The following is a 24,077-nucleotide window of genomic DNA, read 5'->3' on the forward strand; positions in this document are numbered from 1 at the left end:
GGCTTTCTCCTTTATTGACCGAGCGTGAGGGTTTTCAGCATCATGCTTTTCACCGTATTGAGTACTTCAACATTGGCCTGATAGCTGCGCGACGCCGACATGGTGTTAACCATCTCGCCTACCACATCGACGTTCGGCATTTTCACGTATCCCTTCGCGTCGGCCAGCGGATTACCCGGTTCATAGACCAGTTTGTCCGGGGCCTGACTTTCAATCACGTCAGCCACTTTGACTCCGCCCGTCGCAGCCCCTGGCGCGGCGTTCACCTGGAACACCACCTGTTTTGCCCGATACGGCTGACCATCTGGCCCCGTCACGCTATCGGCGTTGGCCAGGTTGCTGGCGGCCACGTTCAGACGCTGAGACTGAGCGGTTAACGCCGAACCGGCGATATCAAAAATATTCAGCAGTGCCATCCGTTAATTTCCGCTTTGTAATACGTTCATCATGCCTTTGATTTGCCCGCTCAACGCGCTAAGGCTCATCTGGTATTGCAGGCTGTTATCGGCAAACTGGGTGCGTTCGCGATCCATATCCACGGTATTGCCGTCCAGTGAAGGCTGGTCAGGAATACGGTATTGCAATTCGGTGGCTGGAGGTGATAATGCCTGTGCTGGAATATGCTGCGACGAGGTCAGCGTCAGCGCGACCACGCTGGTTTCATCCCTCCCGCGCTGCATCACTTTTTTAAGTTCACTGGCAAAATCCATATCGCGCGCCTGATAACCAGGGGTATCGGCATTGGCGATATTTGCCGCCAGCACTTCCTGACGCTGGGCGCGCAGATTGAGCGCCTCTTGTTGAAAACGTAAGGCGGCGTCGAGCTTATCGAGCATATCTCCTCCGCAGGTATCAAAATTCTGCCGTCAGCTTAAAGGCTTTACGCGCGCGTTATCGGCGGAATAAAAGCAAAATGGGTTGCTATTTATGCCGTTGATGGTCATTGCGTACGGGTACAATTCAGGCTGTAAAAATGGCTGGGGGGGCAAAAATGCTGACAATAATGCGCTGTGTGGCGATCGTCACGATGTTGTTTAGTCCATTTAGTGCGGCTGGCGATTTCCCCTCACAGTTGCAAACCTTTTTCGTTGCGCAACTGGCAGGGCTAAGTGATGAGGTCCTCGTCTCTATTCGTACCGCACCCAATTTATTGCCGCCGTGCGAACAGCCGCTGCTTTCCATGACTAATAACGCCCGACTGTGGGGCAATGTTAATGTGCTGGCACGCTGCGGCAACGATAAGCATTACGTGCAAGTGAATGTACAGGCGACAGGGAATTATGTTGTTGCAGCAACGCCTGTTGTGCGTGGGGGAAAGCTTGACGCTGGCAGTGTAAAACTTAAACGCGGCAGACTGGATACACTACCGCCGCGTACCGTTCTGGATGTTAATCAACTGGTTGATGCGGTTAGCCTGCGCGATTTGGTCCCCGAACAACCTATACAGTTAACAATGCTGCGTCAGGCCTGGCGGGTAAAAGCAGGACAACGCGTTAACGTGATTGCCAGTGGCGATGGGTTCAGTGCAAATGCTGAAGGTCTGACGCTGAATAACGCTTCCGTCGCGCAAAAGGTCCGCGTGAGAATGACATCGGGTCAGGTAGTCAGTGGCGTAGTGGATGCCGATGGGAATATTCTTATAAACCTGTAAGCTATTAAAGATTGCCCGTCCATTGCCGATAAATAAGCAACAAATGATAAAAGCGCCCTCAATGAGGAATAAACCATGAGTATTGACCGCACTTCCCCCCTGAAGCCTGTAAGCACCGTTCAGCCACGCGAAAGCAGTGACGCTCCGGTAGCCAATACCCGCGCAGCAAAAATGACGTCTACCGCCAGTACTAGCGTCAAGTTAAGCGATGCGCAGGCAACACTGATGCAACCGGGCAGCAGTGATATCAATCTTGAACGCGTTGAAGCATTAAAATTGGCGATTCGTAATGGTGAACTAAAAATGGATGTCGGCAAAATTGCCGATGCGCTGATCAACGAAGTGCAACAAGATTTAATGAGTAAATAATCAGATGCCGCGTCTTGCTGAGATTCTCAACCAGATGTCTGTGGTGCTTAACGATCTCAATTTAGTGATGGTCGAGGAGCAGCAACATCTCTCTATGGGACAGTTCACCGGTAGCCAGTTGCAACATATTACAGAACAAAAAAGCTCAATGCTGGCGACTCTGGATTACCTGGAACAGCTGCGTCGACAGGCACCGGATACAGAAATAAGTGAAGATATTGCGCAATGCTGGCAGGAAATCACCGAGAAAACGCAGCAACTGCGCCAGTTAAATCAGCATAACGGCTGGCTACTGGAAGGGCAGATTGAGCGCAATCAACAGGCGCTGGAAATGCTGAAACCGCATCAGGAGCCGACACTGTACGGGGCGAACGGTCAGACCTCAACACCCTGGCGCGGTGGTAAAAAGATTTCTATTTGAAGATTTTCTCCGGCCTGCGATGCAGGCCGGAATTCAATGTTAAGCAGTACGACGAGCAAATTCTTTCACTTTGAAGCCCAACACCGCCAGTGCGGCAAAGTATGCTGCAATTCCCGCGACAACGACAGCCATCAAACGCAGTAAACGCCAGGGCATCGTGCCCAACGACCAGTCCGGCATAATATGCAACATGCCTAAAAGCACACCTGACATCACCAGTACCGCCACAATTAAACGCAGCAGAAACGCAATCCAGCCGGGTTGTGGGGTAAAGATTTTCTGCTTACGCAACTGCCAGTAAAGCAGCGAAGCGTTCAGACACGCCGCCAGACCAATGGAAAGCGACAGTCCGGCATGTTTCAACGGGCCAATAAACGCCAGGTTCATCAATTGCGTCAAAATCAGCGTGACGATGGCAATTTTCACTGGCGTTTTAATGTCCTGCCGTGAATAAAAGCCCGGAGCCAACACTTTCACCACAATCAGGCCAATCAAACCTACCGAGTAGGCGATTAAAGCCCGCTGGGTCATCAGCGCATCAAAGGCGGTAAATTTACCGTACTGGAACAGCGAAACGGTTAACGGACCGGAGAGGATGCCCAGCGCTACTGCGCTTGGCAGCGCCAGCAGGAAACAAAGACGCAGCCCCCAGTCCATCAGACGGTTGTATTCATCGTGATTACCGCTGGCAAAACTTTTCGACAGCGACGGCAGCAAAATGGTCCCCAGCGCCACACCCAGCACACCGGACGGAAACTCCATCAAACGGTCGGCGTAATACATCCACGACACCGAGCCAGAAGCAAGAAATGAGGCAAAAATAGTGTTGATGATTAAGGAGATCTGGCTCACAGAGACGCCAAGAATCGCCGGCCCCATCTGTTTCACTACGCGCATCGCCCCGGCATCGTGGAAGTTAATGCGCGGCAATACCAACATGCCGATCTTCTTCAGATGTGGTAACTGATAAACCAGTTGCAGGATGCCACCCACCGTAACTGCCCACGCCAGCGCCAGCACCGGTGGATTAAAGTACGGCGCAGCAAACAGCGCAAAGCCAATCATGCTGATGTTGAGCAACGTCGGGGCAAATGCCGGAATCGAGAAACGGTTCCAGGTATTCAGAATCGCCCCCACCAGCGATGCCAGTGAAATCAACAAGATATAGGGAAAGGTAATCTGTAATAGCTGGGTGGTAAGCGCGAATTTGTCGGCAGTATCCGCAAAGCCCGGCGCGGTTACCATTATCACCCACGGCGCGGCGAGCATACCGGCGACCGTCACAACTGCCAACGCCAGCGTCAGCAGGCCAGAAACATAAGAGACAAAGACCCGCGTGGCATCTTCACCCTGCTTGCTTTTATATTCCGCCAGAATCGGCACGAAAGCCTGGGAGAATGCCCCTTCAGCAAAGATACGGCGTAACAAGTTAGGAAGTTTGAACGCGACAAAAAAGGCGTCGGTTGCCATCCCTGCGCCAAATATTCTGGCGACAATTGCGTCACGTGCGAAGCCAAGCACACGCGAAAACATGGTCATCGAGCTGACGGCGGCCAGCGATTTTAATAAATTCATCGGTGTTCTAATCCAGACCCACGGGCAAAACGCCTGCAAGGCAGGCGCTGAAAGAGGCGAATAGTCTACCTGGATTATAGTGAATTGCTACCGCCAGATGTTACAGGGTTTATTCACTCATCGCATCGCGCCAGAGCTTATCAACGATGCGCTGTGCCAGCACCGCCTGTTCACCAGCGGTTTGCGGAACTGTCTGATTTTGCACGCATTCAATGAAATGGCGCGCACAACCGACAAATCCACGCTGCTCGAGGGTACTTTGCCAGCCAGGAATCGGTTTATGCACCACGCCCTGCCCGCGCTCCTCACGCCATTCACGCATATCGGTGATGTCGATTAATGCCCCTTCAGTCACTGCCTGCAACGCTTCACGCTGACTTCCGGCACGGCGATGCATACAGGTGGTGATTTGTAACGGACCGACAGAAAAATGGTGCTCGGCAAACAGCATTTCGCCTGACTCATTGGTCAGCAACGTACCGCTTTCGAGAGTTGCATTGCCGCCAGACAACCATAGCGCGGTATCAACCACATGCAAATAATCATCCAGCAAGGTGAAATAAAGATCGTGTGGTCCGACGCTATTGGTACGATGTTTATCCATTCTTAGCGAGGACGCGCTGGCAAGCTGTGTTTTTAACTCACAATACAGCGGCGCGAAACGGCGGTTAAAGCCGACCATCAGTGTCAGTTTTTTGCGCGCTGCGAGTTCAACCAGTCGCTCGGCATCGCGCAGATTTTCCGCCAGTGGTTTATCGACACAGACATGTACACCTGCATTTAATAACGCACTGACCACATCAAAATGACTGGCGGTGCTGGAGTGGACAAATACCGCATCGCAACTGGCGGCAAGGTTAGATAACGAATCGGCGTAAGGAATGCGCCAGCTTTCACAAATTGAGATGGCTTTCTCACGCGTTGGCGACCACGCCCCCTGAAGCGTCCAGTCAGACGCCGCTGCCAGCACCGGCAGCCACGCTTTTTGCGCGATGCCACCCAACCCCACTACGCCGATACGTAATTTTTTCACGCTAGTCTCCCAGATGGGCCAGCAACGAATCAAGACGCAGTTTCAGTTCTGCCACCTCGATTTCCAGGGCTTCGACGCGGGATTGTAAATCGCCGCCAACCACGTCCGTCGTTTCCGTAAGCACTGGCTGATCATCCACCTCGCCACTGAAAAGATGCATATAGCGGCTTTCACGTTTACCCGGTTCGCGAGCCAGACGAACGACAAAAGGCCCATCTTCGCGATTAGCCAGTTGTTCCAGCGTCGTTTCTACTTCCGCCATATCGCTGAATTCATACATCCGCGCTGCGCGACTGCGCAGTTCACCCGGCGTCTGAGCGCCTCGCAACAACAAAGTGGTAATTAATGCGACTTCCGCGGCGCTAAGTTTCAGGTCACCAAACTCAGAGTTGCAGAAACGCTGTTCATATTTGGTGACTCGATTACCAAAGCCACTCACCGTGCGCAGATAATGGCGTTTTACCAGATTATCCAGTTGCTCCTGCACCTCGGATTCGCTCAGATTCATTACCGGTTCACGGTTTGTTTTCTGGTTACAGGCCGTTACCACGCCATTCACGGAAAGTGGGTATTGCTCCGGCGTCGTCACCTGTTTTTCCAGCAAACAGCCAATCACACGGGCTTCCAGTGCGGTAAGTTTATACTTCATGAAATTCTCCTTAGCGGCCGGGCGTCCAGTCCGGGGTGGTTAATGCCGTCAGTACGTGATCGCGCCATTTTCCATCAATCAACAAATAATCTTTCGCATAGCCTTCTTTTTCAAACCCCAACCGCGCCAGCAAATCACCGCTGCGTTTATTGTGCGGCATATAGTTGGCCATAATGCGATGAATATGTTGGGTACGTTGCATATAGCGAATGGCGGCGGTCAGAGCTTCAAACATCAGTCCTTTACCCTGCCATTTTTGTCCGATCGAATAACCGAGATAGCAGGCGTGAAAAGAGCCGCGTACCACATTGGAAAAATTGGCTACGCCAATTATTTCTTTCTCGTCCGGGTCGAGCAATGCAAAGTAAAAGGCAGAGCCCTGTTTATGAAATTCGTTAATCATGCTTAACCTGGCCTGCCAGCCTGAAGGATAGCAGTGGCTTTCATCGCGCACTGGCTCCCAGGGCTTCAGGAAATGGCGATTCTCTGCGTAATAATCCGCCAGTCGCCAGGCATCACGTTCATGCACCAGACGCACGACCAATCGGTCGGTGGTTAAGCGCACTTTTGGCACGTTACTGCGATAGCCAAACATTCTATACCTACTCCTTCCCGTAACGTCTTTAATACGCTGTAAGTATTACTATACCTGCGCAACCAAAGCCTGTGAAAAGTCCAAAATGCCATTTTCTGCATTATTCACATATTTGATAAAAACTCTCTATCAAAGCGACGTTTTGATAAAAAAATATTGTCCCCGATATGATGGGAAAAATCTTAGCGACAATGCAGAATAGAAAGTGCTCATCTTTTATTTCCCGGGAGGGGAAATGTCGCGCGTGTCGCAGGCGAGGAACCTGGGTAAATATTTCCTTCTCGTCGATAATATGCTGGTCGTGCTGGGGTTCTTTGTTGTCTTCCCGCTGATCTCAATCCGCTTCGTTGATCAAATGGGCTGGGCTGCCGTAATGGTTGGTATTGCCCTCGGTCTGCGTCAGTTCATTCAGCAAGGTTTAGGCATTTTCGGCGGTGCTATTGCCGACCGTTTTGGCGCTAAACCGATGATCGTTACCGGTATGCTGATGCGCGCCGCCGGATTCGCCACCATGGGCATCGCCCATGAACCCTGGATGCTGTGGTTTTCTTGTTTGCTCTCGGGCCTCGGCGGTACGTTATTTGATCCGCCGCGTTCGGCGCTGGTGGTGAAATTAATTCGTCCGGAACAACGGGGCCGTTTTTTCTCCCTGTTGATGATGCAGGACAGCGCTGGTGCGGTCATTGGCGCGCTGTTGGGGAGTTGGTTATTGCAGTACGATTTTCGCCTGGTCTGCGCCACGGGGGCAATTCTGTTTGTATTGTGTGCAGCATTTAACGCCTGGTTATTACCCGCGTGGAAACTCTCTACCGTTCGCACGCCAGTCCGCGAAGGCATGGCCCGCGTGATGCGCGATAAACGTTTTGTCACCTATGTCCTGACACTCGCGGGCTACTACATGCTGGCTGTACAGGTGATGCTGATGCTGCCGATTATGGTCAACGACGTTGCCGAAGCGCCCTCCGCCGTTAAATGGATGTATGCCATTGAAGCGTGTTTGTCGTTAACGTTGCTCTACCCTATCGCCCGCTGGAGTGAAAAGCGTTTTCGTCTGGAACACCGGTTGATGGCGGGGCTACTGGTGATGTCATTAAGCATGATACCCGTGGGCATGGTCAGTGGCCTGCAACAACTTTTCACCCTGATTTGTCTGTTTTATATTGGCTCGATCATTGCCGAACCTGCGCGTGAAACTCTTAGCGCCTCGTTGGCGGATGCACGAGCGCGCGGCAGTTATATGGGGTTTAGTCGGCTGGGCCTGGCGATAGGCGGCGCTATTGGCTATATCGGCGGCGGCTGGCTGTTTGACCTGGGTAAATCCACGCAACAACCGGAATTGCCGTGGATGATGTTGGGGGTTATTGGCATCATCACCTTCCTTGCGTTGGGCTGGCAATTTAGCCATAAACGTGCCGCGCGTCGGTTGCTGGAACGCGACGCCTGATTTGATACTCCCCCCTGACTCCTCCATACTGAAAGTGCACTGACAGCCAAATGGAGGAGTCACGTGAAGCTATATATCTACGATCATTGCCCTTACTGCCTCAAATCCCGCATGATTTTCGGCCTGAAAAATATCCCCGTCGAATTACATGTTCTGCTCAACGACGATGCGGAAACACCCACCCGGATGGTCGGTCAAAAACAGGTTCCTATTCTGCAAAAAGATGACAGCCGCTATATGCCAGAAAGCATGGACATTGTTCACTATGTTGATAAGCTCGACGGCAAACCGTTACTGACGGGTAAACGCTCCCCCGCCATTGAAGAGTGGCTGCGCAAGGTCAACGGCTACGCCAATAAACTGCTGTTGCCGCGTTTTGCCAAATCGGCTTTTGATGAGTTTTCTACTCCCGCCGCACGCAAATACTTCATCGACAAGAAAGAGGCCAGCACGGGTAATTTTGCCGAGCTTCTCTCTCATTCTGATGGGTTAATTAAAAATATCAGCGATGATTTACGTGCACTGGATAAACTCATCGTCAAGCCAAACGCTGTGAATGGCGAGCTTTCGGAAGATGACATTCAACTTTTTCCTCTGCTGCGTAACCTGACGCTGGTTGCCGGAATTAACTGGCCAAGCCGCGTCGCTGATTACCGCGATAACATGGCCAAACAGACGCAAATCAATTTGCTATCATCAATGGCGATTTAATCCTGACCTGCCGTGGCAGCCTGTATTCGCGGGTTGCCGCTGTTTTCAGTTTTTTCTGCTGGCGAGTTTATCGCTGGTGACACATGCTGCGTTGTGTCAGGATATTGACGCAGAATTCATGTCGAGGACTACCATGAACAAGTTTTTATTTGCCGCTGCATTGATCGTCAGTGGCCTGCTCGTTGGCTGTAATCAACTCACCCAATACACCATCACCGAACAAGAAATTAACCAGTCGCTTGCGAAACATAATAATTTCTCAAAAGATATCGGTTTACCCGGAGTGGCTGACGCCCATATTGTTCTGACAAACCTGACCAGCCAAATTGGTCGCGAAGAGCCGAATAAGGTTACCCTAACCGGTGACGCCAATCTGGACATGAACTCCCTGTTCGGTAGCCAGAAAGCGACCATGAAACTGAAGCTGAAAGCGCTGCCAGTGTTTGATAAAGAGAAAGGCGCTATCTTCCTGAAAGAGATGGAAGTGGTCGATGCGACGGTACAACCGGAAAAAATGCAAACGGTGATGCAAACGTTGCTTCCTTATTTGAACCAGGCATTACGCAATTACTTTAACCAGCAACCTGCTTACGTCCTGCGCGAAGATGGCAGCAAAGGCGAAGCAATGGCGAAGAAACTGGCGAAAGGCATTGAAGTGAAACCGGGTGAAATAGTCATTCCGTTCACTGATTAATCACGTGGGCGCATTTGCGCCCTTTATTTTTCGTGCAAAGGAAAACGTTTCCGCTTATCCTTTGTGTCCGGCAAAAACATCCCTTCAGCCGGAGCATAGAAATTAATGACTGCACCATCCCAGGTATTAAAGATCCGCCGCCCAGACGACTGGCACCTTCACCTCCGCGATGGCGACATGTTAAAAACTGTCGTGCCGTATACCAGCGAAACCTATGGTCGGGCCATCGTTATGCCCAATCTGGCACCGCCTGTAACAACAGTTGAGGCTGCAGTGGCTTATCGCCAACGCATTCTTGACGCCGTACCGGACGGACACGATTTCACCCCGCTGATGACCTGTTATTTAACAGACTCTCTGGACCCCAATGAGCTGGAGCGTGGATTTAACGAAGGCGTGTTCACCGCCGCAAAACTTTACCCTGCGAATGCCACCACCAACTCCAGCCACGGCGTGACGTCGGTTGAGGCGATAATGTCAGTACTTGAGCGCATGGAAAAAATCGGTATGCCGCTGCTGGTGCATGGTGAAGTGACCCATGCTGACATCGACATTTTTGACCGTGAAGCGCGTTTTATTGAGACGGTCATGGAGCCGCTACGCCAGCGCCTGACCGCGCTGAAAGTCGTTTTCGAGCACATCACCACCAAAGATGCTGCCGACTATGTTCGTGACGGAAATGAACTATTGGCCGCAACCATTACTCCCCAGCATCTGATGTTTAACCGTAACCATATGCTGGTTGGCGGTGTGCGTCCGCATCTCTACTGTCTGCCGATCCTCAAACGCAATATTCACCAGCAGGCGCTGCGTGAGCTGGTCGCCAGTGGTTTTGATCGCGTTTTTCTGGGTACCGATTCCGCGCCACATGCGCGTCATCGTAAAGAGAGTAGCTGCGGTTGTGCAGGTTGCTTTAATGCGCCAACGGCGCTGGGCAGTTACGCCACCGTATTTGAAGAGATGAATGCACTACAGCATTTTGAAGCATTCTGTTCTTTAAACGGGCCGAAATTCTATGGATTACCGGTCAATGAATCGTTTATTGAACTGATACGCGAAGAGCAGCAAATTGCTGAAAGCATCACTCTGACAGACGATACACTTGTTCCTTTCATGGCTGGAGAAACTGTACGCTGGTCTGTTAAGCAATAAAAAAACGTAGCCACCTGTTGTCTTTAGCTTATTTTACCTGTATAAATAACCAGTATATTCAACAGGGGGCTATTATGCGAATTGAAGTCACCATAGCGAAAACTTCTCCACTACCCACTGGCGCCATTGACGCTCTGGCGGGTGAACTTTCTCGCCGCATTCAGTATGCGTTTCCGGACAATGAAGGTCACGTATCGGTACGATATGCTGCGGCAAATAATTTATCGGTTATTGGCGCAACAAAAGAAGATAAACAGCGCATTAGCGAAATTCTACAAGAAACGTGGGAAAGCGCCGATGACTGGTTTGTTAGCGAATAATATGCAGTGATGTTTGTTTTTGCCGGGTCGCCCCGGCTTTTTTATATTTTAAGATTGTTCGTACAATTTTTACACTTCCTCAAAATAATTGCACAATATGCTAAAAAAATATGAATGACATGCTGTTTTATTGTTCATATAAATCTTAAAAGAAAAAAAATATCTCACTACCCCTTTAAAATTTCGGTGAATAGCCATATTTATTGATATACTGAAGTTGCTTCAGATAAAAACGCATTGAACCTCGAATAACGTTGTCTAGTAACACGAATTAGGGGGCCATGATGGAAAAAAACAATGAAGTCATTCAGACTCATCCGCTCGTAGGGTGGGACATCAGCACCGTTGATAGCTATGATGCGCTGATGTTGCGTTTGCACTACCAGACCCCAAATAAGTCCGAGCAGGAAGGGACTGAAGTTGGTCAGACACTCTGGTTAACTACTGATGTTGCCAGACAATTTATTTCGATATTAGAAGCAGGAATCGCCAAAATTGAATCTGGTGATTTCCATGTCAATGAGTATCGGCGTCATTAACATGACATGACCATCCACCCAAAAGGCACCTTACCGGTGCCTTTACCATTTCTGGGTTGTATATCGTTTGTTACTTATTTACTCTGCTTAAACCATGAGAGCAGAGAGAAAAAAATGAAATACGATCTCATCATTATTGGCAGCGGTTCCGTAGGCGCTGCAGCCGGGTATTATGCCACCCAGGCCGGTTTGAAAGTGCTGATGACCGACAGCCATATGCCGCCACATCAACACGGCAGTCACCACGGAGATACCCGATTAATTCGCCATGCTTATGGCGAAGGCGAAAAGTATGTCCCGCTAGTGCTCCGTGCGCAAACCCTGTGGGATGAACTCTCCCGTCACAACGAAGAGGATCCTATTTTTGTGCGCTCAGGGGTAATCAACCTCGGCCCTGCCGACTCCGAGTTTCTCGCCAATGTCGCTCACAGCGCCAAACAATGGCAACTCAACGTCGAGGAGTTGGATGCGCAAACCATTATGTCTCGCTGGCCGGAAATACGCGTCCCTGACAACTATATCGGGCTATTTGAGGCCGACTCTGGTTTTTTACGCAGCGAGCTGGCGATTAAAACCTGGATCAAACTGGCGAATGAAGCTGGCTGCGCACAACTGTTTAACTGTCCGGTCACCGCAATTCGTCATGACGATAACAGCGTAACTATTGAAACGGCGGACGGCGAGTACCAGGCGAAGAAAGCGATCGTCTGTGCAGGAACCTGGGTAAAAGAGCTGCTACCAGAACTGCCCATCCAGCCCGTTCGTAAAGTATTCGCCTGGTATCAAGCCGATGGCCGCTATAGCGTGAAAAATAAATTCCCGGCCTTTACCGGTGAATTGCCCAATGGCGATCAATACTACGGTTTTCCGGCGGAAAACGATGCCCTGAAGATTGGGAAACATAACGGTGGTCAGGTAATTCATTCAGCGGATGAACGTGTTCCGTTTGCGGAAATCGACAGTGACGGTTCTGAAGCATTCCCGTTCTTACGCAGTGTGTTGCCAGGTATCGGCTGCTGCCTGTATGGAGCTGCCTGCACCTATGATAATTCGCCTGACGAAGATTTTATTATCGATACCCTACCAGGGCACACTAATACGCTGCTGATTACTGGTCTGAGTGGGCATGGTTTTAAATTTGCTTCGGTATTAGGGGAAATAGCCGCTGACTTTGCGCAAGACAAAAAAATCGATTTTGATTTAACGCCATTCCGGCTTTCCCGCTTCCAATAATCATCATCACGGCCTCTAAGTTGAGGCCGTTTTTACAGGAACTTTTAATGCGTCGTCTTGTGAACTATCTCATCAATAATATTCGCGAACATCTCATGCTTTATCTTTTTCTCTGGGGGGTATTGGCGATTATGGATCTCATCTATGTGTTTTATTTTTAATCACCAGGCGCTGACACAAACTGACAAAAATTTAATTACCCTTTCATTTGGCGTGAAAAATTGAATAACCTTATTCCAGTTGCAACTGGCATTCACCAGACATCCCTCCCCCTGAAACCACTAAACTTATGAAGGTTCTTTCATTATTAAATCAAAATTATTGAAATAAAAATAAATATCATTCGGATTGTTATTTTTAGGTTGCAATTCATCTCATGACAGGCCATTTTCATTGCCTCGTGAATATGTTCTGGATGCAGTTATGCAATTCATAAATTCCCCTCAACGTTATGGTGTTATTTCTGCCGCTTTACATTGGCTGACGGCAATTATTGTCTATGGCATGTTTGCTTTAGGTTTGTGGATGGTAACGTTAAGTTATTACGACGGTTGGTATCACAAAGCGCCAGATTTGCATAAAAGCATCGGTATTTTGTTAATGATGGGGCTGGTTATTCGCGTTCTCTGGCGTTTAATTTCTCCTCCGCCTGGCCCACTGAAAAGCTATTCCCCCGGTATACGTTACGGAGCGAAAGCAGGCCATCTGGCACTTTATCTTTTGCTCTTTGCTATTGGCATGAGCGGCTACCTTATCTCGACCGCCGATGGCAAACCCATCAGCGTTTTTGGTTGGTTTGAAATCCCCGCAACGCTTGCCGACGCCGGTACGCAAGCTGACTTAGCAGGCGCTCTACATTTCTGGTTTGCCTGGAGTGTCGTCGTCCTGTCAGTTATGCACGGATTTATGGCGCTGAAACATCATTTCATCGATAAAGACGACACCCTGAAGCGCATGCTGGGAAAGTCGTCATCTGACTATGGAGTATAAAAAATGAAAAAAAGCCTGCTTGGTTTAACCTTCGCTTCCCTGTTGTTTTCTGCCGGTTCAGCTATTGCTGCCGATTACAAAATTGACAAAGAAGGCCAGCACGCCTTTGTCAATTTCCGCATTCAACATCTGGGCTACAGCTGGGTTTACGGCACTTTTAAAGATTTCGACGGTACTTTTACGTTTGATGAAAAGAATCCGGCGGCCGATAAAGTCAATGTCACCATTAACACCACCAGCGTGGATACCAACCATGCCGAGCGCGATAAACATCTGCGCAGCGCGGATTTCCTCAATACAGCAAAATATCCGCAGGCAATCTTTACATCCACTAGCGTGAAGAAAGACGGTGACGAGCTGGATATCACTGGTGACTTGACTCTGAATGGCGTAACTAAACCAGTAACGCTGGAAGCGAAGTTGATTGGTCAGGGCGACGATCCGTGGGGCGGTAAACGTGCTGGCTTCGAAGCTGAAGGTAAAATTAAGCTAAAAGACTTCAATATCAAATCAGATTTAGGTCCAGCCTCTCAGGAAGTTGATCTGATTATTTCGGTGGAAGGTGTACAGCAGAAATAATGCTGAAATGTTGCCGGATGACGCGCATCCGGCAATGATGTTCATTCCGCAGGATCAGGTATGCCCAGTGTCGTATTCAGGCGCCCCCGCGACTTATTAAAGATTTTATTGCCATTTTCTCGCCCGGCTCGACGGCGTCGTTGTTCTTCTGGCGGTAATGCGCTCTCTTCGCAGCAAATCTCACTACAACACCCCTTGAATTTCTCAGCACACGTCGGACACTGGATAAACAGCAAGTGACAGCCATCATTTTTACAGTTGGTATGGCTGTCGCATGGCGTGCCGCACTGATGGCAATGCGCAATAATTTCATCAGAGATGCGCTCGCCCATCCGTTCGTCAAAAACGAAATTTTTGCCAATAAAACGCACTGGCAAGCCTTGTTCACGCGCCTTACGGGCGTATTCAATAATGCCGCCTTCAATATGCCAGACTTTATTAAAGCCGTTATGCTTCATCCAGGCACTGGCTTTTTCGCAACGAATGCCACCAGTGCAGTACATGACGATTTTTTTATCTTTATGCGTCTGCATCATCTCAACCGCTTTCGGCAGTTGTTCACGAAAGGTATCAGCCGGAATTTCCAACGCATTTTCGAAATGGCCGACTTCGTATTCATAGTGGTTGCGCATGTCGATAAAGAGCGTATCGGGATCATCAAGCATGGCATTCACTTCCGCCGCTTGCAGATATTCCCCGACATTGGTGGCATCAAATTGAGGATCGTCAATTCCGTCGGCGACAATCCGCTCGCGGACCTTCATGCGCAGCACCCAGAAGGATTTCCCGTCATCATCCAACGCGATATTCAGGCGTAAACCATCTAACGCAGGATCAAAAGCATAAAGCTGTGCACGAAATGTCTCGACGTTGCTCGCTGGTACACTAATTTGCGCGTTGATCCCCTCATGTGCCAGATAGACCCGGCCAAAAACATTCAACGAGGCAAACAGCTGATATAAAGCATCGCGGGTCACTTTAGGATCGGCAATATGGAAATATTTATAAAACGAAATGGTGGTGCGCGGTTCACTCTCGGCCAGCATTTTGGCTTTCAGTGCGTCGTTGGAAATGCGGTTGTGTAACACTGGCATGGTGTACGGTTCCTGCGGGATGAGAAAGTAAAATCCGGCGCATGATATAGCAATTATCGCAAATTAACATCCATACATTTTACGCTACATTTGTGCATTAAAAATTATTAATGGTTTACATACGCGGCATTTTCGCCCAGTCTTCAGCCTCAAATTTTGGTTGAGGGCGAAAAAATGCGACAATACATACAATTGCCCGTATAGGTTGAAAGACAGGATTGATATGACGAATCTACCCAAGTTCTCCACCGCACTGCTTCATCCGCGTTATTGGTTAACCTGGTTGGGTATTGGCGTACTTTGGTTGGTCGTGCAATTACCCTACCCGATTATCTATCGCCTCGGCTGTGTGACAGGACGACTGGCGTTACGTTTCATGAAACGACGCGCCAAAATTGTGCACCGAAACCTGGAACTGTGCTTCCCGGAAATGAGCGAACAAGAGCGCCAGCAGATGGTGATTAAGAATTTTGAATCCGTTGGCATGGGACTGATGGAAACCGGCATGGCGTGGTTCTGGCCGGAACGTCGGGTTGCCCGCTGGACGGAAGTTATCGGCATGGAGCATGTCCGTGACGTGCAGGCGCAAAAGCGTGGCATCCTGTTAGTTGGCATCCATTTTCTGACGCTGGAACTCGGTGCTCGACAATTTGGAATGCAGGAGCCAGGCATCGGGGTTTATCGCCCGAATGACAATCCATTAATCGACTGGCTGCAAACCTGGGGCCGCCTGCGTTCGAATAAATCGATGCTCGACCGCAAAGATTTAAAAGGGATGATTAAAGCCCTGAAAAAAGGTGAAGTCGTCTGGTATGCGCCGGACCACGATTACGGTCCGCGCTCGAGCGTTTTTGTGCCGTTGTTCGCCGTTGAGCAGGCGGCGACCACTACCGGCACCTGGATGTTGGCACGGATGTCCGGCGCATGTCTGGTGCCATTTGTCCCTCGTCGTAAGCCGGACGGCAAAGGTTATCAGTTGATCATGCTGCCGCCAGAGTGTTCACCGCCTCTGGATAACGCTGAAACCACCGCCGCGTGGATGAACAAAGTGGTCGAAAAATGCATCATGATGGCGCCAGAACAGTACATGTGGTTGCATCGCCGCTTCAAAACGCGCCCGGAAGGCGTTCCTTCACGTTACTAACCTTCTTTATGCCGGATGCGCAGCATCGCATCCGGCACATCAGCATCAAATCCCCTGATTTAGCGATAAAAGCTCTCTGCATTGCGTCACTTATAAGTCAGGCGCATAATTAGTGTGCTTATCTTTTATTCTCTTGTTCATCGCGCCCTGGCGCACCAACAGCGGATTGCTATGTCACCCTCCGAAAATGACACTCCCATAAACTGGAAACGAAACCTGTTCGTTGCCTGGCTTGGCTGTTTTCTTACCGGCGCCGCCTTCAGTCTGGTAATGCCGTTCTTACCCCTCTACGTTGAGCAACTTGGCGTTACGGGCCACTCGGCACTGAATATGTGGTCAGGGATTGTCTTCAGTATTACCTTTCTATTTTCCGCCATTGCTTCTCCGTTCTGGGGAGGGCTGGCTGACCGCAAAGGTCGAAAAATTATGCTTCTGCGCTCTGCCCTCGGGATGGGCATCGTGATGGTGCTGATGGGAGTAGTGCAAAATATCTGGCAATTTCTGATCCTACGAGCATTGCTGGGTTTGCTCGGCGGTTTTGTCCCTAATGCCAACGCGCTAATCGCCACTCAGGTCCCGCGCAATAAAAGCGGCTGGGCGCTGGGTACGCTCTCTACCGGTGGGGTTAGCGGTGCGCTGCTCGGCCCCATGGCTGGCGGCTTGCTCGCCGATAACTACGGCTTACGCCCGGTATTTTTTATTACCGCCAGTGTGCTAATACTCTGCTTTTTCGTCACCCTGTTTTGTATCAAAGAGAAATTCCAGCCAGTCAGCAAAAAAGAGATGCTGCACATGCGGGAGGTCGTGACATCGCTTAAAAACCCGAAGCTGGTACTTAGCCTGTTTGTCACAACATTAATCATCCAGGTCGCCACCGGTTCAATCGCGCCAATCCTGACACTTTATGTCCGCGAACTGGCGGGGAATGTCAGTAATGTTGCTTTTATCAGTGGCATGATTGCCTCGGTCCCCGGCGTGGCTGCGCTACTTAGCGCGCCACGGCTTGGCAAACTGGGGGATCGTATCGGGCCTGAGAAGATCCTGATAACGGCGCTGCTCTTTTCTGTTCTGCTGTTAATCCCTATGTCTTACGTCCAGACACCATTCCAACTGGGGGTTTTACGCTTTTTACTTGGAGCCGCCGATGGCGCGTTACTCCCCGCGGTACAAACGCTACTGGTCTATAACTCAACAAATCAAATCGCCGGACGAATTTTCAGCTACAACCAGTCATTTCGCGATATTGGCAACGTTACGGGACCATTGATGGGCGCAGCTATCTCGGCAAACTATGGTTTCCGCGCAGTGTTTCTGGTCACCGCAGGAGTTGTGTTGTTTAACGCGGTTTATTCCTGGAACAGTTTGCGTCGCCGCCGATTGCCCCAAGTGACAGGCTGATTTTTCGCCTTTCATACTTGCAAAAGCGCATAATCAGCTATTCTTTCCCTGAATACATCATCAAATCAAAGGGAGAATCGTGATGACTATGTACGCAACGCTTGAAGAAGCCATTGATGCCGCACGGGAAGAATTTCTTGCTGACAACCCCGGAATCGATGCAGATGAAGCAAATGTGCAACAGTTCAATGTCCAGAAATACATTCTGCAAGATGGTGACATTATGTGGCAGGTTGAGTTTTTCGCTGATGAAGGTGAAGAAGGTGAATGTCTGCCAATGTTCAGCGGTGAAGCTGCACAAAGCGTCTTTGACGGCGATTATGATGAAATTGAAATCCGCCAGGAATGGCAGGAAGAAAATACTCTGCATGAATGGGACGAAGGCGAATTTCAGCTTGAGCCGCCTCTGGATACTGAAGAAGGACGCGCTGCCGCCGATGAATGGGATGAGCGTTAATTACTCATATGGCCCATGTTGAATATCAATGGGCAGCAGTAAGGTATCAAAGACGAGGGAGAACGGCAGATCGAGGATCGTAACATAGCGCCATGCGGAGTCACGAACATCCCATTGCACCCCAGGGTAATATTGGTTGCCATGTCCCTGCCCCGGTATAGTGCGGCTAATAATGCTGCCACAGCCACTCAGTAAGGTAACCATGATGCCTACCACAATGAAACGCATTTGATACCTCTTTCCTAAAAAAATACCGGCATTACGCCGGTATTTTTATTGGCTCGTTGTTTTTGCCGGACGCGGCGTGAACGCCTTGTCCGACCTACAATATTTTGCAAACTCAATATATTGCAGGAACGATGTAGGCCTGATAAGCGTAGCGCATCAGGCAACTACGTTTTTATTGCGAAGCCGCATCCGGGTTACGCAATGCCTGTGGATTCAGCTTTATCCCTTCATAGTAACTCACCCATGAAGAATATTTCTCTGGCGAGTTCCATATGCGAAAATGCAAACGTGCCATCGTTACCGGGTCGCTCAAAAGCACCAGACGACGATCGCGGTTCAGCTTCTCTGGCGTCTCGTTCAGCGCCTGTTCAACGTGGCGGTCACGGGCGATTTCCAGCACCTTACTGGCGCGGTGACGCGCGGTCGCCATTGCCGTTGCCAGGGCGTTAAACGACGGGTTAAACACCGCGTGCATAAAGCCATCGTCGAGAGAACGTTGACGGTTCATCTCAAGGAAACGATCGGTGTCGACCAGCACTTGCGGCGGTGAATACTCTTCCGGGATCAGGAACAGTTTCCAGCGTTTAGCACGCAGACCCACGGTCGCACGACTGGAGATCACCGAAACAAACGGTGACAGGATCAGCGAGAAGACAATCGGCGCCAGCCAGAACAGGAATCTCAGATCCAGCCATGCCATGCCAACCGCCCACACCAGGCCCAGTAAAAGTTGCGAGCCGTGACGTTTAAACGCTTCTCCCCAGGACGTGGAGTCATCATCACGTTGCGGTGAATTCCACACCACCTCCCAGCCGAGGAAAGCGCTGACCACAAATACCGTATGGAACAGCATGCGCACCGGCGCCAGCAGTACGGAGAACAGCACTTCCAGCAGCAGCGACAAAGTGACACGCCAGAAGCCACCATATTCTTTAGTCCCTTTGCACCAGATGAGCAAAATACTCAACAATTTTGGCAGGAACAGCAGCACCATTGTTGAGGCAAACAGTGCAATCGCCAGTTCAGGACGCCATTGCGGCCACACAGGGAACAACTGCCGTGGTTGCAGGAAGTATTGCGGTTCGGTCAGCGCATGCACTACCTGCAATGCGGTCGAGAGCGCGAGGAACATAAACCACAGCGGTGCAGAGAGATAAGACATCACCCCCGTCAGGAACACCGCACGGTGTACCGGGTGCATCCCTTTGACCAGGAACAGGCGAAAGTTCATCAGGTTGCCGTGACACCAGCGACGGTCACGCTTTAGCTCGTCCAGCAAGTTTGGCGGCAACTCTTCATAAGAGCCAGGGAGATCGTACGCAATCCATACTCCCCAGCCTGCGCGGCGCATCAGTGCTGCTTCTACAAAGTCGTGCGAAAGAATTGAACCTGCAAAAGAACCTTCACCCGGCAACGGCGCCAGCGCGCAGTGCTCGATAAACGGTTTCACGCGGATAATCGCGTTATGCCCCCAGTAGTGCGACTCGCCGAGTTGCCAGAAGTGCAGACCGGCAGTGAACAAGGGCCCATAAACACGGGTCGCAAACTGCTGGCAGCGCGCGTACAGCGTATCCATACCAGATGCTTTCGGCGAAGACTGGATAATCCCGGCGTTCGGGTTGGCTTCCATCAGGCGCACCAGGCCGCACAAGCAATCACCGGTCATCACTGAATCGGCGTCCAGCACCACCATATAGCTGTACTGACTGCCCCAGCGACGGCAGAAGTCATCGATATTACCGCTTTTACGCTTTACACGACGGCGGCGGCGGCGATAGAAAATCTGCCCTTCACCGCCGACTTCAGCGATAAGCTCCATCCAGGCTTTTTGCTCTGCGACGCAGATATCCGGGTTGTAACTATCACTCAGAATATAGACATCAAAATGTTTAGCATTGCCGGTGGCTTTTACCGATTCCCACGTTGCGCGCAAGCCTGCAAAGACGCGATTCACGTCTTCATTACAGATGGGCATGATCAATGCCGTACGATGCTCAGGGTTTAGCGGTTCATCGCCAACGGTCGACGCAGAAATACTGTATTTATCGCGACCAATGAGCAGTTGCAGGAATCCCATCAACGCGGTCCAGAAACCGGCAGACACCCAGCAGAAAAGAACAGCAAAGAGGATCAGAATGCCGGTTTGCAGCATATAAGGCAGGAGCTGCATAAAGGAAACCCACAGATCCTGATCGACCATATCAACCGGATTAATAAACGCCCACCCCTGATACGGCAGAATCGTCTTCATATACCAGGTGGCGACAACGGTTTGCGCCAGTGTCAGGATAAGCAGGATATAACGACGGATTGTCCCGACGGTTCGCCATTTTTGCTCGCTTTCCTGTTCTTCTTTGGTCAACCGAGCCAGATAGCGCGGTGTCACATCGCGCCCGCGCAGACGATCCCAGAATCGCCCTACCGGGTTAGTTCGCCACGGATCGGGAAACATAGAGGAGCGTTTTGCTTTCGGCATTGCCTGAAGCTGATCGCGTCCTTCGTCGTCTTTAATTAACTGCCCATCAGCCAGTGAATCTGGCCAGGCTTGTTCAAGACGAGCCTTCACCGACCCTTGCGGGGAGTCATCCTCCCGCGCCCAGGTACGGTGTTCGGCATCCAGCGCCTGATGAACGGCGCGGATATCGGTCTTCGGCAATGCCGCTTTCTCACTTGCTGAGATGGGCATTGCGTCAATGTACTCAGTTGTTTTATTCATTGGCAGGTAACTGGTAGCTCCAGGTTTCACTCAACGTCTGATCGGCATTCACCAGTGCAGCACGCATTTCGGTGGTTTTCTTGGCATCTTTCACTTTGACGCGCATTACCAGACGCCAGCCTTTGGTGACCGGGTTATAACGCACTGTACTCTCTACAATCTCACCATTATCACCAATACTGGTTTGTGCGGTGACTGGCGTATCCGCTGGCAGTTTTTTCATTTCTGCACCAGTAAAATCGACCACAAAGGCGATAGTACCGTCAGGTTGACGAATCAGGTTTGATTGTTTCACATCCCCCGTTGAACGACGCGTCTGCTGTACCCAGGCGTTATCTGGCGCATGCAATTTGTCTTCGTCCCGGCTGAAAGTAATGGTGTATTTAAAGTTCATCTCTTTACCCGGTTCCGGCAGCTGGTCCGGCGTCCAGTAAGCGACGATGTTATCGTTAGTTTCATCGTTAGTCGGGATTTCTACCAACTCAACGCTACCTTTGCCCCATTCCCCTTTCGGTGTTACCCAGGCGCTTGGACGCAGATCGTAACGGTCGTCGAGATCTTCAAAACGAGAGAAGTCGCGGCCGCGCTGTAACAGACCAAAACCTTGCGGATTCTCCATAGAGAAGCTGCTAACCGCCAGATGTTTCGGATTATTCAGCGGACGCCAGATCCACTCGCCGTTACCGGCATGGATAGACAAGCCGTTTGAGTCGTGCAATTCCGGACGATAGTTATTCGCCGGAGACGGCTGGTTCGGTCCGAACAGGAACATACTGGTTAGCGGCGCAACACCCAGTTTGCCGACTTTGTCGCGCAGATAAATTTTAGACTGCACATCAACAACCGTGTCACGTCCCGGCATAACCACAAACTTGTAAGCGCCAGTCGCACGCGGCGAGTCAAGCAATGCATAAATGGTTAAACGTTTATCAGTTGGTTTTGGACGCTCGATCCAAAACTCTTTAAAGCGCGGAAATTCTTCACCGGATGGCAACGCGGTATCAATTGCCAGGCCGCGGGCAGAAAGGCCATAAACCTGACCTGCACCAATCACGCGGAAATAGCTGGCCCCGAGCATGCTGACGATTTCATCGTTTTTATCTTTGCTGTTGATCGGGTAAAGCACTTTAAAACCGGCAAAACCAAGGTCTTTTACCGTGTCTTTGTCATGCTGAACATCGCCGAATGTAAAATAATCCGGACTGTATTTGATTCTTTTTACTGCCGTTGCAGTAACTTCATTGATTTTGACCGGCGTGTCGAAGTACATACCCTGATGGTAGAACTCGAGCTTGAATGGGGTCTTCAGATTGTTCCAGTAGGCTTTGTCATGATTAAACTGGATCTGCTGATAATCCGCGTATTTCATGTCGCGGAAAACGGAGGGCAAGTTGCTTTTAGGCGTCTCATAGCCTTTTCCGGCTAAGGATTGAGCTTGCTTTGCAACATCGTCAATGCTGAACGCCCAGCTTGAAGAGGTATACAGGGTTAACATTACTGCAGCACTCAACCAACGCATTTTCATCATTTGTAGTTTATGTTTCATAATAAGTAAGCACTTCCCCCTTTGTGTGCTTATATCGATCCGATCTATTTTAATGGATAACCAGCCATTACGACAACAGAATCCCGGTGTTATTCAGCATGCTGGCTCATGGATTAAGCACTTGATTGCGGCCATTTTCACTTTCCGTGCTTCTCCTAAAGACAGAAGCAGCGAGTTCGTGTAGGGTTTGCCAGCAAATTTATTTATCAACTGTCTTACAGACGCTTCCATTTTGGTTAGTGGTAGTGGCTATGCCGCGCAAAAACACCCGTGAAACCTGTGCCAGATGCGGCCAGGTCGATGTTGTTATGGCAAAAGCCTAAAGGCATTACCCGGCAGGGATAAGACGAAAAATCCGAGATTAGTTAACCATATATGAATCCAGTACCCGCGCAGCGTGAATATTTCCTCGACTCCATCCGCGCCTGGTTGATGTTGTTAGGGATCCCTTTTCATATTTCTTTAATCTATTCAAGCCACACCTGGCATGTGAATAGCGCAGAGCCGTCCTGGTGGCTGACACTTTTTAACGATTTCATCCACTCGTTCCGCATGCAGGTATTCTTCGTTATTTCTGGTTATTTTTCCTACATGCTTTTTTTGCGCTACCCACTGAAAAAATGGTGGAAAGTTCGCGTCGAACGCGTGGGGATCCCGATGTTAACGGCCATTCCTCTGCTGACCTTGCCGCAATTCATTATGCTTCAGTATGTCAAAGGCAAAGCAGAAAGCTGGCCTGGTCTGTCATTGTATGACAAATATAATACACTGGCCTGGGAATTAATTTCGCACCTGTGGTTTTTACTGGTATTGGTGGTCATGACGACACTTTGCGTATGGATATTTAAGCGCATCAAATATAATTTAGATAATTCTGATAATAAAAATAAAAAATTCTCAATGGCTAAACTATCGGTGATCTTCTTATGCCTCGGCATCGGCTATGCGGCAATAAGGAGAACGCTCTTTATCGTTTATCCGCCTATTTTAAGCGATGGCATGTTCAATTTTATTTTCATGCAGACGCTGTTTTATATGCCATTTTTTATCCTTGGGGCATTAGCATTTATTTTCCCTAATCTTAAAGCCTTGTTTACCACACCTTCTCGTGGTTGCACGCTCGCTGCAGCAATGGCATTTGTCGCATATTTGCTCAATCAACGTTACGGTAGCGGCGATGCCTGGATGTATGAAACCGAGTCGGTGATTACGATGGTACTCGGCCTGTGGATGGTGAATGTGGTTTTCTCCTTTGGTCACCGCTTGCTCAATTTTCAGTCGGCGCGGGTAACCTATTTTGTAAACGCATCGCTGTTTATTTATCTGGTTCACCACCCTTTAACGCTTTTTTTTGGTGCATATATCACTCCGCATATCACATCAAATCTACTGGGGTTCCTCTGTGGTCTGGTATTCGTGGTAGGGATTGCGATAATTCTGTATGAAATTCATTTACGCATTCCGCTGTTGAAGTTTTTGTTCTCTGGAAAACCGGCCATTAAGCGCGAGAATGATAAAGCGCCAGCCCGCTGAGCCACA

The 24,077-nt window shown here is 49.9% G+C and carries 27 protein-coding genes; 17 read left to right on the forward strand and 10 right to left on the reverse strand.

Annotated elements, in window-relative coordinates; genetic code table 11:
- Positions 1 to 11 precede the first annotated feature (11 nt).
- Together flgC and flgB are read right to left on the reverse strand one after the other, a co-directional pair.
- A complete protein-coding gene (gene flgC, locus D9742_RS04820) occupies positions 12 to 416 on the reverse strand; it encodes a flagellar basal body rod protein FlgC (RefSeq protein ID WP_001196460.1) in 405 nt (134 codons plus the stop codon).
- A 3-nt stretch (positions 417 to 419) separates the two neighbouring features.
- A complete protein-coding gene (gene flgB, locus D9742_RS04825) occupies positions 420 to 836 on the reverse strand; it encodes a flagellar basal body rod protein FlgB (protein WP_130216143.1) in 417 nt (138 codons plus the stop codon).
- A 155-nt stretch (positions 837 to 991) separates the two neighbouring features.
- Here flgB and flgA point away from each other — a divergent pair, with 155 nt between their 5' ends.
- From flgA to flgN, 3 genes are all read left to right on the forward strand, one after another.
- On the forward strand, positions 992 to 1,651 hold the full coding sequence (gene flgA, locus D9742_RS04830) for a flagellar basal body P-ring formation chaperone FlgA (protein WP_130236161.1): 660 nt from the start codon (positions 992 to 994) through the stop codon (positions 1,649 to 1,651).
- A gap of 75 nt (positions 1,652 to 1,726) precedes the next feature.
- The gene (flgM, locus tag D9742_RS04835) at positions 1,727 to 2,020 is read left to right on the forward strand and encodes a flagellar biosynthesis anti-sigma factor FlgM (protein WP_130236162.1); all 294 of its coding nucleotides are present in this window, start codon (positions 1,727 to 1,729) and stop codon (positions 2,018 to 2,020) included.
- Between the two features lie 4 nt (positions 2,021 to 2,024).
- Entirely contained in the window at positions 2,025 to 2,441 is a 417-nt protein-coding gene (gene flgN / locus D9742_RS04840; RefSeq protein ID WP_130236163.1) for a flagella biosynthesis chaperone FlgN, read from the forward strand.
- Between the two features lie 39 nt (positions 2,442 to 2,480).
- Here the strand turns inward: flgN and murJ are convergent, their stop codons facing one another.
- The 4 genes from murJ to rimJ all read right to left on the reverse strand — a co-directional run bounded on the left by murJ (position 2,481) and on the right by rimJ (position 6,293).
- On the reverse strand, positions 2,481 to 4,016 hold the full coding sequence (gene murJ, locus D9742_RS04845; RefSeq protein WP_130236164.1) for a murein biosynthesis integral membrane protein MurJ: 1,536 nt from the start codon (positions 4,014 to 4,016) through the stop codon (positions 2,481 to 2,483).
- Between the two features lie 109 nt (positions 4,017 to 4,125).
- Positions 4,126 to 5,049 (reverse strand): Gfo/Idh/MocA family oxidoreductase, encoded by a 924-nt coding sequence (locus tag D9742_RS04850; protein ID WP_130236165.1) that lies wholly within the window; start codon positions 5,047 to 5,049, stop codon positions 4,126 to 4,128.
- 1 nt (position 5,050) lies between these two features.
- Positions 5,051 to 5,698, reverse strand: a complete 648-nt coding sequence (locus tag D9742_RS04855; RefSeq protein ID WP_130236166.1) for a YceH family protein — start codon at positions 5,696 to 5,698, stop codon at positions 5,051 to 5,053.
- Between the two features lie 10 nt (positions 5,699 to 5,708).
- The gene (gene rimJ, locus D9742_RS04860) at positions 5,709 to 6,293 is read right to left on the reverse strand and encodes a ribosomal protein S5-alanine N-acetyltransferase (RefSeq protein ID WP_130236167.1); all 585 of its coding nucleotides are present in this window, start codon (positions 6,291 to 6,293) and stop codon (positions 5,709 to 5,711) included.
- Between the two features lie 235 nt (positions 6,294 to 6,528).
- Here rimJ and mdtH point away from each other — a divergent pair, with 235 nt between their 5' ends.
- The 10 genes from mdtH to D9742_RS04910 all read left to right on the forward strand — a co-directional run bounded on the left by mdtH (position 6,529) and on the right by D9742_RS04910 (position 13,955).
- Positions 6,529 to 7,737 carry a multidrug efflux MFS transporter MdtH gene (gene mdtH, locus D9742_RS04865; RefSeq protein WP_130236168.1) on the forward strand — a complete coding sequence of 403 codons (1,209 nt, stop codon included), beginning with the start codon at positions 6,529 to 6,531 and terminating at the stop codon, positions 7,735 to 7,737.
- A gap of 63 nt (positions 7,738 to 7,800) precedes the next feature.
- A complete protein-coding gene (gene grxB, locus D9742_RS04870) occupies positions 7,801 to 8,448 on the forward strand; it encodes a glutaredoxin 2 (protein ID WP_130236169.1) in 648 nt (215 codons plus the stop codon).
- Positions 8,449 to 8,581: 133 nt separating this feature from the next.
- Positions 8,582 to 9,142 carry a lipoprotein gene (locus tag D9742_RS04875; protein WP_032183927.1) on the forward strand — a complete coding sequence of 187 codons (561 nt, stop codon included), beginning with the start codon at positions 8,582 to 8,584 and terminating at the stop codon, positions 9,140 to 9,142.
- Positions 9,143 to 9,247: 105 nt separating this feature from the next.
- Positions 9,248 to 10,294 (forward strand): dihydroorotase, encoded by a 1,047-nt coding sequence (gene pyrC, locus D9742_RS04880; protein WP_130236170.1) that lies wholly within the window; start codon positions 9,248 to 9,250, stop codon positions 10,292 to 10,294.
- A 74-nt stretch (positions 10,295 to 10,368) separates the two neighbouring features.
- A complete protein-coding gene (gene dinI, locus D9742_RS04885) occupies positions 10,369 to 10,614 on the forward strand; it encodes a DNA damage-inducible protein I (RefSeq protein ID WP_001217771.1) in 246 nt (81 codons plus the stop codon).
- A 284-nt stretch (positions 10,615 to 10,898) separates the two neighbouring features.
- The gene (bssS, locus tag D9742_RS04890; protein WP_000414435.1) at positions 10,899 to 11,153 is read left to right on the forward strand and encodes a biofilm formation regulator BssS; all 255 of its coding nucleotides are present in this window, start codon (positions 10,899 to 10,901) and stop codon (positions 11,151 to 11,153) included.
- A 114-nt stretch (positions 11,154 to 11,267) separates the two neighbouring features.
- Positions 11,268 to 12,386, forward strand: a complete 1,119-nt coding sequence (gene solA, locus D9742_RS04895) for an N-methyl-L-tryptophan oxidase (RefSeq protein WP_130236171.1) — start codon at positions 11,268 to 11,270, stop codon at positions 12,384 to 12,386.
- A 47-nt stretch (positions 12,387 to 12,433) separates the two neighbouring features.
- A complete protein-coding gene (locus D9742_RS04900; RefSeq protein ID WP_001253741.1) occupies positions 12,434 to 12,547 on the forward strand; it encodes a YceO family protein in 114 nt (37 codons plus the stop codon).
- Positions 12,548 to 12,809: 262 nt separating this feature from the next.
- A complete protein-coding gene (locus D9742_RS04905; protein WP_130236172.1) occupies positions 12,810 to 13,376 on the forward strand; it encodes a cytochrome b in 567 nt (188 codons plus the stop codon).
- Positions 13,377 to 13,379: 3 nt separating this feature from the next.
- Entirely contained in the window at positions 13,380 to 13,955 is a 576-nt protein-coding gene (locus tag D9742_RS04910; RefSeq protein ID WP_130236173.1) for a YceI family protein, read from the forward strand.
- A 41-nt stretch (positions 13,956 to 13,996) separates the two neighbouring features.
- On the opposite strand, the gene D9742_RS04915 is transcribed toward D9742_RS04910, so the two are convergent.
- Positions 13,997 to 15,049 carry a rhodanese-related sulfurtransferase gene (locus D9742_RS04915; RefSeq protein ID WP_130236174.1) on the reverse strand — a complete coding sequence of 351 codons (1,053 nt, stop codon included), beginning with the start codon at positions 15,047 to 15,049 and terminating at the stop codon, positions 13,997 to 13,999.
- A gap of 223 nt (positions 15,050 to 15,272) precedes the next feature.
- Between D9742_RS04915 and lpxL the strand changes: the two genes are divergently transcribed.
- From lpxL to D9742_RS04930, 3 genes are all read left to right on the forward strand, one after another.
- Positions 15,273 to 16,193: a kdo(2)-lipid IV(A) lauroyltransferase gene (gene lpxL / locus D9742_RS04920; RefSeq protein WP_130236175.1), complete on the forward strand. Its 921-nt coding sequence runs from the start codon at positions 15,273 to 15,275 to the stop codon at positions 16,191 to 16,193.
- A gap of 171 nt (positions 16,194 to 16,364) precedes the next feature.
- The gene (gene mdtG / locus D9742_RS04925; RefSeq protein ID WP_130236176.1) at positions 16,365 to 17,591 is read left to right on the forward strand and encodes a multidrug efflux MFS transporter MdtG; all 1,227 of its coding nucleotides are present in this window, start codon (positions 16,365 to 16,367) and stop codon (positions 17,589 to 17,591) included.
- Between the two features lie 82 nt (positions 17,592 to 17,673).
- On the forward strand, positions 17,674 to 18,048 hold the full coding sequence (locus D9742_RS04930) for a MysB family protein (RefSeq protein WP_064670271.1): 375 nt from the start codon (positions 17,674 to 17,676) through the stop codon (positions 18,046 to 18,048).
- On the opposite strand, the gene D9742_RS04935 is transcribed toward D9742_RS04930, so the two are convergent.
- From D9742_RS04935 to mdoG, 3 genes are all read right to left on the reverse strand, one after another.
- A complete protein-coding gene (locus D9742_RS04935) occupies positions 18,049 to 18,276 on the reverse strand; it encodes a YceK/YidQ family lipoprotein (RefSeq protein WP_064528511.1) in 228 nt (75 codons plus the stop codon).
- 172 nt (positions 18,277 to 18,448) lie between these two features.
- Positions 18,449 to 20,992 carry a glucans biosynthesis glucosyltransferase MdoH gene (gene mdoH / locus D9742_RS04940; RefSeq protein ID WP_130236177.1) on the reverse strand — a complete coding sequence of 848 codons (2,544 nt, stop codon included), beginning with the start codon at positions 20,990 to 20,992 and terminating at the stop codon, positions 18,449 to 18,451.
- A complete protein-coding gene (gene mdoG / locus D9742_RS04945; RefSeq protein ID WP_130236305.1) occupies positions 20,985 to 22,520 on the reverse strand; it encodes a glucans biosynthesis protein MdoG in 1,536 nt (511 codons plus the stop codon). Before mdoG ends, mdoH begins: the two co-directional genes overlap by 8 nt.
- Positions 22,521 to 22,913: 393 nt before the next feature.
- On the opposite strand from mdoG, the gene mdoC reads away from it, so the two are divergent.
- The gene (gene mdoC / locus D9742_RS04950) at positions 22,914 to 24,071 is read left to right on the forward strand and encodes a glucans biosynthesis protein MdoC (RefSeq protein WP_130236178.1); all 1,158 of its coding nucleotides are present in this window, start codon (positions 22,914 to 22,916) and stop codon (positions 24,069 to 24,071) included.
- The last annotated feature ends 6 nt before the right edge of the window (positions 24,072 to 24,077 follow it).

The organism is Escherichia sp. E1V33, assembly GCF_004211955.1.
In the GTDB taxonomy this organism is placed as follows: domain Bacteria; phylum Pseudomonadota; class Gammaproteobacteria; order Enterobacterales; family Enterobacteriaceae; genus Escherichia.

Bases quoted from the DNA above. Each gene is read 5' to 3' on its own strand.
- D9742_RS04875 (WP_032183927.1), top strand. From the start codon at position 8,582: ATGAACAAGTTTTTATTTGCCGCTGCATTGATCGTCAGTGGCCTGCTC.
- flgC (WP_001196460.1), bottom strand. From the start codon at position 416: ATGGCACTGCTGAATATTTTTGATATCGCCGGTTCGGCGTTAACCGCT.
- rimJ (WP_130236167.1), bottom strand. From the start codon at position 6,293: ATGTTTGGCTATCGCAGTAACGTGCCAAAAGTGCGCTTAACCACCGAC.
- D9742_RS04910 (WP_130236173.1), top strand. From the start codon at position 13,380: ATGAAAAAAAGCCTGCTTGGTTTAACCTTCGCTTCCCTGTTGTTTTCT.
- mdoG (WP_130236305.1), bottom strand. From the start codon at position 22,520: ATGATGAAAATGCGTTGGTTGAGTGCTGCAGTAATGTTAACCCTGTAT.
- pyrC (WP_130236170.1), top strand. From the start codon at position 9,248: ATGACTGCACCATCCCAGGTATTAAAGATCCGCCGCCCAGACGACTGG.
- D9742_RS04915 (WP_130236174.1), bottom strand. From the start codon at position 15,049: ATGCCAGTGTTACACAACCGCATTTCCAACGACGCACTGAAAGCCAAA.
- solA (WP_130236171.1), top strand. From the start codon at position 11,268: ATGAAATACGATCTCATCATTATTGGCAGCGGTTCCGTAGGCGCTGCA.
- D9742_RS04905 (WP_130236172.1), top strand. From the start codon at position 12,810: ATGCAATTCATAAATTCCCCTCAACGTTATGGTGTTATTTCTGCCGCT.
- bssS (WP_000414435.1), top strand. From the start codon at position 10,899: ATGGAAAAAAACAATGAAGTCATTCAGACTCATCCGCTCGTAGGGTGG.
- D9742_RS04935 (WP_064528511.1), bottom strand. From the start codon at position 18,276: ATGCGTTTCATTGTGGTAGGCATCATGGTTACCTTACTGAGTGGCTGT.
- mdtH (WP_130236168.1), top strand. From the start codon at position 6,529: ATGTCGCGCGTGTCGCAGGCGAGGAACCTGGGTAAATATTTCCTTCTC.
- lpxL (WP_130236175.1), top strand. From the start codon at position 15,273: ATGACGAATCTACCCAAGTTCTCCACCGCACTGCTTCATCCGCGTTAT.
- mdoC (WP_130236178.1), top strand. From the start codon at position 22,914: ATGAATCCAGTACCCGCGCAGCGTGAATATTTCCTCGACTCCATCCGC.
- mdtG (WP_130236176.1), top strand. From the start codon at position 16,365: ATGTCACCCTCCGAAAATGACACTCCCATAAACTGGAAACGAAACCTG.
- mdoH (WP_130236177.1), bottom strand. From the start codon at position 20,992: ATGAATAAAACAACTGAGTACATTGACGCAATGCCCATCTCAGCAAGT.
- D9742_RS04930 (WP_064670271.1), top strand. From the start codon at position 17,674: ATGACTATGTACGCAACGCTTGAAGAAGCCATTGATGCCGCACGGGAA.
- flgM (WP_130236162.1), top strand. From the start codon at position 1,727: ATGAGTATTGACCGCACTTCCCCCCTGAAGCCTGTAAGCACCGTTCAG.
- murJ (WP_130236164.1), bottom strand. From the start codon at position 4,016: ATGAATTTATTAAAATCGCTGGCCGCCGTCAGCTCGATGACCATGTTT.
- dinI (WP_001217771.1), top strand. From the start codon at position 10,369: ATGCGAATTGAAGTCACCATAGCGAAAACTTCTCCACTACCCACTGGC.
- D9742_RS04855 (WP_130236166.1), bottom strand. From the start codon at position 5,698: ATGAAGTATAAACTTACCGCACTGGAAGCCCGTGTGATTGGCTGTTTG.
- D9742_RS04900 (WP_001253741.1), top strand. From the start codon at position 12,434: ATGCGTCGTCTTGTGAACTATCTCATCAATAATATTCGCGAACATCTC.
- flgN (WP_130236163.1), top strand. From the start codon at position 2,025: ATGCCGCGTCTTGCTGAGATTCTCAACCAGATGTCTGTGGTGCTTAAC.
- flgB (WP_130216143.1), bottom strand. From the start codon at position 836: ATGCTCGATAAGCTCGACGCCGCCTTACGTTTTCAACAAGAGGCGCTC.
- flgA (WP_130236161.1), top strand. From the start codon at position 992: ATGCTGACAATAATGCGCTGTGTGGCGATCGTCACGATGTTGTTTAGT.